This window comes from uncultured Phascolarctobacterium sp. (assembly GCF_902463975.1).
Lineage (GTDB): Bacteria > Bacillota > Negativicutes > Acidaminococcales > Acidaminococcaceae > Phascolarctobacterium_A.
Genome location: NZ_CABQHJ010000049.1, coordinates 1 through 9,965, shown reverse-complemented (window position 1 = coordinate 9,965; position 9,965 = coordinate 1). Strand labels below are relative to the sequence as shown.

Sequence of the window (9,965 nt, the reverse complement as noted above, 5' to 3'; positions counted from 1 at the left end):
ATTTTGGCTTTTGTTTTGTTGCCGTATCGCGTCGACTTGTATATAATACCACGTGGTCTAGGTTATGTCAACACTTTTTTCGACACTTTTTTGAGATTTTTTAGTGAAACACTTGGATTCGTGGAAAAAGAAACATGCTTGATTATCGCCTTTATGGCCTTTAAAATTTCTTGAAAAAACTTCAAAAAAAGTGCTGATTTTAGCTGTTTTTTCTCAAAAAAAGCTAAAAATCAGTAAAAATTTTTCTCTGCTTCAGAAATTTTTTCTCAAATTTTTGCTTGTTTTTTCCTGAAATTTCTTCATAAGGTCCTCGTAGCAACAGTGATTATACTGAATAAAATTCTCTCTTAACTCATTGTAGCTAAGAAAAATAATCCTCTGCCACTTAAGAAATAACTATGCACGGAAGAAAAAAGGCGCTATGCTTTCGCATAGCGCCAGAATAATTTTTAGTTTTAGTGCAGGCGTGCACCAGCCGGGATACGCTTATCTACCATAATAAGGTTCAGTTTCTCTGCGCCTTCCTCTTCATGGATAGCAGACAGCAGCATACCGCAGGAATCAATACCCATCATTTTGCGCGGCGGCAGGTTAACAATAGCAACCAAAGTCTTGCCTACCAGCTCTTCAGGCTCATAGAATGCATGGATACCGCTCAAAATTACACGATCGGTACCGGTACCGTCATTCAGAACGAATTTCAGCAGCTTTTTGCTCTTGGGTACAGCGGTACATTCTTTAACCTTAACTACACGGATATCAGACTTGCAGAAGGTGTCAAAATCAACATATTCTTCATATGCAGGCTCAATAACAACCTTAGAGAAATCGATAGTTTCCTCCTTAGCCTCTTCTACGGGTGCAGCAACAGCAGCAGCCTGCATAAAGTCAGGCTTCTCGCTTACAGCCTTGCCCAACGGTTTCATGGTCGGGAAGAACAGTACGTCACGAATGGTAGAGCTGTTGGTCAGGAACATTACCAGACGGTCGATACCAATGCCTAAACCACCTGTCGGAGGCAGGCCGTATTCCAGGGCGTTGACAAAGTCCTCGTCCATCATATTTGCTTCTTCATCGCCGTTAGCGCGTTCTTCAACCTGCTTTAAGAAACGCTCCTTCTGGTCGATAGGATCGTTCAATTCGGTAAAGCCGTTGCAGATTTCGCGGCCATAGATATAAGCCTCGAAACGATCGGTGATTTCAGGGTTTTCAGGGTTGCTCTTGGCCAGCGGGGAAATTTCTTTCGGGTGACCGGTAATAAAGGTAGGCTGAATCAGCTTATCTTCAACATATTCTTCAAAGCATGCGTTGATAATTTTGCCAATGCCAAAGGAAGGCTCAACAGCCACATTCAGCTCTTTAGCGATAGCGCGTGCTTCTTCCAGATCGGTTACGTTAGTAAAGTCCTTGCCGGAATATTCTTTTACAGCTTCAATCATGCTCATACGCTTCCAGGGAGAAGCCAGCTCGATAGTAGTGCCTTCATAGTTGATAGTGGTAGTGCCCAGAACCTTCTCAGCAGTCTTAACAACAACCTCTTCGGTCAGGTCCATCATATCGCGGTAATCGGCAAAAGCCTGATAAATCTCAACGCTGGTGAATTCCGGGTTATGACGGTTGTCAATGCCCTCGTTACGGAATACGCGGCCCATTTCATATACGCGATCCATACCGCCTACGATAAGGCGTTTGAGGTACAGTTCAGGTGCAATACGCATATATACCTGCATATCCAGAGCGTTATGATAGCTGATAAACGGACGTGCAGCAGCACCACCTGCGATGGTGTTGAGAATAGGAGTTTCTACCTCCAGGAAATCATGACTGTCGAGAACCTCGCGTACACTTCTGATAATCTGGCTGCGTTTTACAAAGGTATCACGTACTTCCGGATTAACAATCAGGTCAACATAGCGTTGACGGTAACGGGTTTCAACGTCCTTCAGTCCATGCCATTTTTCCGGCAGCGGACGCAGGGATTTGGACAGCATTTCTACGGAATTTGCTTTAATAGACAGCTCGCCCATATGGGTGCGGAAGGCAGTACCGGTAATACCTACAGTATCACCGATATCCATCAGCTTAATCAGCGCATAGTTTTCTTCGCCGATAACGTCCTTACGTACATATACCTGAATACGGCCGGTCTTATCCTGCATATCCATGAAGCAGGTTTTGCCATGGCCGCGAATAGCCATAATACGGCCTGCCATTTTAACTTCGGTTTCTTTTTCGGACAGCTCATCGAACTGCGCAGCGATATCTGCCGCGCGATGAGTGTACAGGAAGCGATAGCCGAAAGGCTTCCAGCCATGCTCCTCAATTTTATGCATCTTGTCAATGCGGACCTGCATTTGCTCGTTGATTTCGTTTTCGGTAAGCACTGCAGCTTCTTCTGTATTAGGTTTATTCTTTACCTCTGCCATTGTCGCCCTTCTCCTTATTATTTAATTTCCACGATTTCGTAGGACAATTCACCTACAGGGGTTTTGGTTATAACAACATCATGCACCTTGCGGCCCAAAATAGCTGCACCTACAGGAGATTCGTTGGAAATACGGTTTTCGAACGGATCTGCTTCGGTAGTACCAACGATGGTATAGGTTTCTTCATCGCCGGTTTCTACGTCCTTCAGCAGTACGGTAGAACCAAGAGATACAATGCCTGCTGCTTTGCTGGCACTGTCATCGATAATGGTAGCAGTTTTAATCATCTGCTCCAGCTCCAGAATACGGCCTTCGTTTTTACCTTGGTCTTCCTTGGCCTGATCGTACTCGGAGTTCTCGCTCAAGTCGCCCTGTGCTCTTGCTTCCTTCAGACGTTCAACGATTTCTTCACGGATTTCGCCCTTACGTTGAGCTAATTCTTCTTGTAATTTTCTTAAGCCTTCAGCTGTTAAAATAGTTTCTTTGCTTGCCATGTTCCTGCTCCTTTATCATTATTTATATAAAAATTTACTTAAACGCATATACTGATTATAATAGTCGCCGGATTTACTTGTCAATATCAGCAGCCATGCACTGCCAGCGCATGCTGGGCATTATGCTTGACTTCCTCAATATGCTGCGTAGAAACAGCACGTTCAAAATTACGGAAGCCCGCCATCTTGAAGTTATGCTTATCTGCCAGCTGAGAAATAAGATTGATCTTATTGATATCCAGAGATCTGCCCAGGGAGAAGTTTTCATAACGGCCATCCAGTGCCAGAATCATAGTTTCTGCCATGCATGCATAGGATGTGTGCGGCGGGAAGCCGAAGTTGAAATGAAAATCTACGTCACCGGGCACGTTAATAACGCCGCCTTCGATTACCAGCACATCGTTACGCTGCAGCGATACCTCACGCGATACATTACGCGGACGCGCAACATCGCATACTACAGCGCCAGGCTTCAGGTCGCCAGGCTCAATCAAAAAGTCCAGCGCGCTGGTTACGGTAATAACAATGTCAGCCTCCTGCAGAGATGTGCGAATATCCTGGCTTACGGCAACCTCGCAATGATTTTGCTCAATAAGCTCCTGCGCCAGCTCCTCCAGCGGTCCCATATGACGTGCAACAAGCGTAATATGCTTAACCTCTTTGGCCAGCAGGCGTACGGAAGCAGCACCGATAGAGCCGGTGGCACCGACTACGACAGCACGGCATTCCTTCAGGTCCTTGCCCATCATTCGGGCAGCCTGCTTAGTGCCCTGAATAGCGGTAGCAACGGTATAGCTGTTGCCGCTGGTAACGGCTATATCCAGATTTTTCGCTACGGTAATGCCTGCATCACCGACAATAGAAGTGAAAGCTCCCAGGCCGACAATCTTGGCTCCCAGCTCCTGAGCAACCTTGCCGGACTCAATAATTCTGTCCATAACAAATTCCTCAGGCAGCTCCACCATCTGCTTAGCAGTCAGCGGACAGCCGATAAACCAGCCTTCGGCTTCGGCATAAGGACTCTTGATGCCGGTAATATGCGAAACCTTGAACGGCTTCTTCATTTTCAGACAGGCTTCGATTATCGGGTCGGGAATATACCTCATCAAGGGTGATAAGTGTTCCATATCCTGCAGGGATAATGGATGTAGAATAAAAGCAAATTTTTCCATAAAAACAAACTACTCCTTCGTACCAAAGTACTCAACAGAAGATTCTATATGATAATGCTCTAAAAGCTTCAGATATTCATCCGCCGTGAGCGGTTCTTTACCGCCGTGCAATGCAACCAGCATGGCCTCCATAACATTGGTGCCGAAGCTGCGTCCTTGAATACAGGGAGTTGTCGTAATCAGCATTTTGATTCCCGCCTCCTGCAGCATCACTCTATCAGCAGCAGTAACTGTATTAGTAATAATAGTTTTTCCCGGCAGCTTATCCGGCATAAACTTTTTTATATAATGAAAATCACCGGCAATGATATCGTTCTCCAGAAAATATTCCGGATGACGCACCACCCGCAATTCCTGATCCTTGCCCATAGGGTAAAACCAGCTTACCGGCAGCTTGGTAACAAGCGGTGCCAGCAGCGCCGCCCACCATGCAAGCGCCTTCAGCGAATATAACGGCTTATTGACATTCAGACCGAAAATAAGGTCACCGAAGGTTACCTCAGCACCTGCCTCCAGCAATGCCTCCGCCATACCGAAGCGGTCCACGCCGCAGACCATCAGCACCTTGCTGCCCTTTATCGGCACCTTGCTGCCGGCCGCAAGTGATTCAATCAGCTTACGCTCCAGCGAATTTTTCAGGCCGCTGCCATCCAAAACCGGTGTCTTTTTTACATTAGCAATCAGATGAGCCGATTCACGGAAGGTATAACGCTTTTTGCCTGCATAAACATATAAATCCGTACCCCCCAGACCGATGGCATCAGCTTTGCCGTCCCATTGCTCAAGGAGCTGACGTGCTCTGTCAAAATCGCCGTCGGTTCCCCGGCGTTCGATGCTGATTTTGCGTCCTCCCAGTTCCAATATGGCGCCGGCGTCACGTTTTGATGACCCCAGACTGATACTTACTACATGTTTTGCGTTATTAGCTGCTTCCATGTTTTTAACTCCCTAAATGCTTCTTTTACAAATTATTATTTTAACATATTTGCGCGTCTTAGACAATGCCAGATGCAAAATGTTTTTCTGTTTCATAATAGCAATGCGCGCATTCGCTGTATTCTGCCAGCAGCTCCGAAAACTGCTCCTGCGTATCAACCTTGTGAAAACGTCCTCTGAATTCCGCTGCATGCGGCATGCCTTTAAGATAAGCAGAAATATGGCGGCGCATCTCCTTGACCGCAACAACTTCGTTCTTATAAGCAATGAGCATTTCCAGATGCTCCGCCGCCTGCGCCAGACGCTCCTTCAGAGAAGGCGGCTGCGGCAGCGGCTCACCGCGCAGTGCTGCCGCCAGTGCGGTAAACAGCCACGGGTTGCCGTCAGCGCCGCGGCCGATCATCAAGCCGTCGCAGCCTGTCTGCTCCAGCATCCGCAATCCGTCTGCTACCGTAAAAATATCACCATTGCCAAACACAGGCACCTTCACTGCCTGCTTCACGTCGGCGATAATGCTCCAATCGGCCTTGCCCTCGTAAAACTGCTGACGCGTACGTCCGTGTACGGCAACAGCGCTCACGCCTGCTGCCTCCACGGCACGGGCAATCTCCACCGCATTGCGGTTGTTATCGTCCCAGCCAGCGCGGAACTTTACCGTCACCGGAATCTTGACGGCCTTCACCATCGCCGCCAGAATATCATGTGCCAGCTGCGGATTCTTCATCAGCGCCGAGCCTTCACCGTTATTGACAATCTTCGGCACCGGGCAGCCCATATTGAAATCAATCATATCCGCACCGCTGGCCTCTACCATGCGTGCAGCCTCAGCCAGCTCCGCAGGCACGCTGCCGAACAGCTGGATGGCCGTAGGACGCTCACAATCATCAATGCGCAGCATTTCGGTAGTCTTGACGTTTTTATACAGCAGGCCCTTGGCGCTAACCATCTCCGACACTGTCATGCCGCAGCCCAAACGGCGGCAGATCAGGCGGAACGGCAAATCCGTAATGCCTGCCATCGGTGCCAGCGCCAACGGTGCAGACAGCTCTATATTACCAATATTCATAAAAATAACTCCTATCGAAAAAAGCTGCCGCGCAGCAAAACGCTACTCACGACAGCTTTAACTTTTTTCACGAGCGACGGAATCAATCCTGCTCTTATTTAGCGTTTTTTTCGTACAGAATGCGCAGACCATCCAAGGTCAGGAACGGTTCTACAACATCAATACAGTCAGATTCTGCAGCCATAGTATTGGCAAAGCCACCGGTAGCAATAACGTAAGCATCACCGCCGAGCTCCTTCTTCATATGGTTGACAATGCCCTCCATCTGACCTACGAAGCCGTAAATAGCACCTGCCTGCATAGAGCTTACAGTGTTGCGGCAGATAACGGATTTCGGCTTAACGAGCTCGATACGCGGCAGCTTTGCCGCACGCTGGAACAGCGCTTCAGTAGAAATACCGATGCCGGGCGCAATAGCACCGCCCAAGTATTCACCTGTCGGCAGCAAAGCACAGAAGGTGTTGGCAGTACCGAAATCAATGATAATCATCGGTCTGCCCAGATGACTGAATTTATGGAAGGCTGCCACAGCGTTGACAATACGGTCTGCACCAACCTCCTTGGGATTATCGTATTTAATGAAAATGCCGTTTTTAACGCCGGGTCCTACAACCATCGGTTTAATACCGAAATAGCGCTCACACATGTGGCACAAGGGAATCAGCACCGGAGGCACAACACTGGAAATAATGACGGAAGAAATCTTATCCATTTCTACATCACTATAAGCAAACATGCTGCGCAGCATAATACCAAATTCATCTGCAGTTTTAGAACGGTCTGTAGAAAAGCGCCAGTGTACCTTTAAAGTCTTATCCTCAAAAACACCGGCTACAATGTTTGTATTTCCTACATCCACAACAAGTAACATTCTAAGATCCTCCTCGGAAATCTGCGTTCCATTCGCAAAATACGGCATAAAAGCCTTTTTTATTTTACCACAAAGCGGAAATATTGCAAGAAGAAATTGTAGCTAATTAACGCTTACCATTTTACGCGTACTCATTCCCCTTAGCCTTCGCCGGACGGATAGAAACATCACCGGCTACAACCTTTTCCTTGCTGCCGTCCTCGCGGCGTACAATCAGCAGGCCTTCCTCATCAATATCCTCGGCCGTACCGAAATAAGTCATATCAGGGGCAATAACCTTTACCTCCTGACCTAAGGTGCAGGAATAACGGCGCCATTCGTCAAACACGGGGTCAAAGCCCTCCTGAACCGCAGTTTCATACAGGTCCTCCATATTCTTGAGGATATCGCACAAAAGCTGTACTCTGGTAAACGGCTCCGTTGCGGCATCAGCCACAGAAACAGCTAAATCGCGTACTTCTTCGGGATAATCTTCTGGAGAAGCGCTTGTGTTGATGCCGGTGCCGATAACAACATAATTGATATGACCGAATTCGGCATTCATCTCCGTCAGAATGCCTACAAGCTTGCGTCCCAGCAAAAGCACATCATTAGGCCATTTTATAGCGGCATGAACGCCGGCAATCTTGTTGATAGCCTTTACTACGGCAACAGCTGCCAAAAGCGTACATTTGGAGGCTTCCTGCGGCAGGAACGGCGGCTTCAGCACCACGGAAAACCAGATGCCCTTCGCATAGGGGGAAATCCAGCCGCGTGATAAACGTCCTTTGCCTGCGCCCTGCTCCTCTGCTACTACCAGCAGACCGTTTTCACAGCCTTCGTTGGCCAATGCTTTAGCCAGGTTATTGCTGGAATCAACGCTGTCACGATAGCAGATATTGCGTCCCAGCCATTTGGTCTGCAGATGGGACAAAATTTCCTGCGGGAACAGACGGTCCGGCACCTCGCGCAGAATATAACCGCGCTTAGGCACAGACTCAATCTCGTAGCCCTCGTTCTTCAATGCCTGGATATGCTTCCAGATAGCAGTGCGCGAAACCTCCAGCTCCTTGGAAATCTCTTCACCGGAAACCGGTGTCCCCTTACTGTTTCGCAGCAGCTCCAAAATACGTTTACGCATATATATCATCCTCTCCGATTCTCTTAATACTCTTCGTTATCAGTCTAAAGCCTGTCTGTGCAGACATTCCGATATGCAAAGAGTAACACCAGGTTAACCAAAAGTCAAGTCTAAAGTGAACGATGCCTTCGATAAAAGTAAAAAAGCAGCAGCTCATAATGAACTGCTGCAAGCATTATGTGTGAAAAATCAGCAAGCCTCAATCTTAGCCAGCAGCGCTTCCTGCAGCGTCTGGCTGAAGTTTACGCCGATAGCCTCGGCGCGGGCATTAAGCCAGGCCGGAATTGTGCAGTTTTTCTTCACAACACGTGTACCATATTTTTTCCTGTACTCATCAAGATTTACATCAACAAAGGTTACTATTGCATCCTTGCTGACATTCAGCTCCATTGACGCAGGTTGCGGAATGCTTTTGCCGGATTCCTCCAGATCAAGCAGCCACAAGCAAATCAAATCACGTGCCATTTCCATAGCGTCCGCTATATCTTCTCCCTGTGTATATCTATCAATATCAGGTACAGTTACAAAATAACCATCAGCTTCTTTTTCTAAAATAATAGGATAAGCTACGCTTTTCATGATTAAGTACCTCCGTAAATCCCTTTACCCTCTAATACCAACGGCTCTGCACACGCACCCACGCGCCTGCTCCGCCCTTGCTGCGCACCTGCAGCCACGTGCCTTCGTCAACAGGCTGCAGCAATGCCTTATCCACTTCAAGCTTAGCAGTTGCGCCCTTTACCGTCTGCACCTCAATGACGCAGGGAGTATTAGCCTTATCCATGCGCGCCTCCACCAGCTTATAGACATCGCCCTCACGCAGCTGATATTTAGTACGGTTTTTATCCTCTACTATCTTAGTCTGTAGCACCTTCACTGCTGTAGGCGCAGCAAGCTCAAGCTTATCTGTCACATCCAGCTCCTCGCCCCTACTGAAGTTATCCGCCAGCTGCGCAGTCACAGAAGGTTCTCTGTAAAAGCAGTCGCCCTCCTTCACGCTGTAGCTTCTGTCCTTCAGTCCCAAAACATTCATACCGATGGCAAAGCCTGCCAGCAGGCAGAGCAACGCCACAATTCTCGTTACCAGCTTATTACTCATTTTGCCCACCTCACATCAGCTTCGCGTCCGAAAGCTCATTATATTTTACAAAGCCCGGCTTACCATTGAATTCAACCTTTTTCCACTGACCAACATACGGGAAGCGCAACATATTAGTAGAAAAATCAAGGTCATATTCTTTATCGTCAACCAAAACACGTCCCCTGGTTTCACCATTGCCTCTGTCTGGCTGCAGAATAAGCACCTGCGTGCCTGCAGGAATAATATGCCGTCTTCCGAAAAACCTGCGGAACTGCAGCTGCTGCTCCACAACAGCATAACGTTCATCCTTATCCTGGCTGGAAACTGTATCGACATAATCAACCTTGACTCCCGCAGATAAATAATCAATAATCTTGCCGCGTAGCCCTGAAGGATCACTATACAAAGCAGCCTTATCACTCTGCACAATACACTGCTGTCTGCCGCTTTCCACCTTGGCATAATGCAGCTCGCTCGTGAGCTTCGCCGCATTGTAATGCGTTGAAGTCTTATTGCCGCTCCAGGCATAGCCTGCCCCGGCGATAAAGCCGATTACCAGCGCCGCTACACACACAGCCGCAGTCTTTCTATTAATATTCTGCAATTGATCAAATGCCATAAGCACACACTCCCTTAGATAATTATTCAAGAAGCTTATACTATGCTTACATTTTCTCATACTTGCAGAGCTTTCGCAAGCAAAACAAAAAAAGCCCAAGAGCCATGCTCTTAGACCTGAGATTTAAATGGTGCGGTAGAGAGGATTTGAACCTCCACGGGGTCTCCCCCACTAGCTCCT

The 9,965-nt window shown here is 47.8% G+C and carries 10 protein-coding genes; all 10 read right to left on the bottom strand.

From position 1 onward, the window contains the following. Positions 1–455: 455 nt before the first annotated feature. The 10 genes from lysS to RDW05_RS11295 all read right to left on the bottom strand — a co-directional run bounded on the left by lysS (position 456) and on the right by RDW05_RS11295 (position 9,785). Complete coding sequence (gene lysS, locus RDW05_RS11340; protein ID WP_374111042.1) at positions 456–2,426, bottom strand: lysine--tRNA ligase; 1,971 nt, start codon at positions 2,424–2,426, stop codon at positions 456–458. Between the two features lie 17 nt (positions 2,427–2,443). Beyond that, entirely contained in the window at positions 2,444–2,920 is a 477-nt protein-coding gene (greA, locus tag RDW05_RS11335; RefSeq protein WP_307979138.1) for a transcription elongation factor GreA, read from the bottom strand. 86 nt (positions 2,921–3,006) lie between these two features. Then, positions 3,007–4,092, bottom strand: a complete 1,086-nt coding sequence (locus tag RDW05_RS11330; RefSeq protein WP_304106657.1) for an NAD(P)-dependent oxidoreductase — start codon at positions 4,090–4,092, stop codon at positions 3,007–3,009. Between the two features lie 9 nt (positions 4,093–4,101). Beyond that, a complete protein-coding gene (locus RDW05_RS11325; protein ID WP_293806885.1) occupies positions 4,102–5,028 on the bottom strand; it encodes a quinate 5-dehydrogenase in 927 nt (308 codons plus the stop codon). A 58-nt stretch (positions 5,029–5,086) separates the two neighbouring features. Next, positions 5,087–6,094 (bottom strand): tRNA dihydrouridine synthase DusB, encoded by a 1,008-nt coding sequence (gene dusB, locus RDW05_RS11320; protein WP_307979135.1) that lies wholly within the window; start codon positions 6,092–6,094, stop codon positions 5,087–5,089. 94 nt (positions 6,095–6,188) lie between these two features. Next, complete coding sequence (locus tag RDW05_RS11315) at positions 6,189–6,965, bottom strand: type III pantothenate kinase (protein ID WP_293390355.1); 777 nt, start codon at positions 6,963–6,965, stop codon at positions 6,189–6,191. Positions 6,966–7,086: 121 nt separating this feature from the next. Further along, a complete protein-coding gene (locus tag RDW05_RS11310) occupies positions 7,087–8,085 on the bottom strand; it encodes a biotin--[acetyl-CoA-carboxylase] ligase (RefSeq protein WP_307979134.1) in 999 nt (332 codons plus the stop codon). Positions 8,086–8,274: 189 nt separating this feature from the next. After that, complete coding sequence (locus RDW05_RS11305) at positions 8,275–8,664, bottom strand: type II toxin-antitoxin system HicB family antitoxin (protein ID WP_293691687.1); 390 nt, start codon at positions 8,662–8,664, stop codon at positions 8,275–8,277. A 31-nt stretch (positions 8,665–8,695) separates the two neighbouring features. Further along, positions 8,696–9,184 (bottom strand): hypothetical protein, encoded by a 489-nt coding sequence (locus RDW05_RS11300; RefSeq protein WP_307979133.1) that lies wholly within the window; start codon positions 9,182–9,184, stop codon positions 8,696–8,698. 10 nt (positions 9,185–9,194) lie between these two features. Continuing rightward, positions 9,195–9,785 (bottom strand): hypothetical protein, encoded by a 591-nt coding sequence (locus RDW05_RS11295; protein WP_307979132.1) that lies wholly within the window; start codon positions 9,783–9,785, stop codon positions 9,195–9,197. Positions 9,786–9,965: the final 180 nt, after the last annotated feature.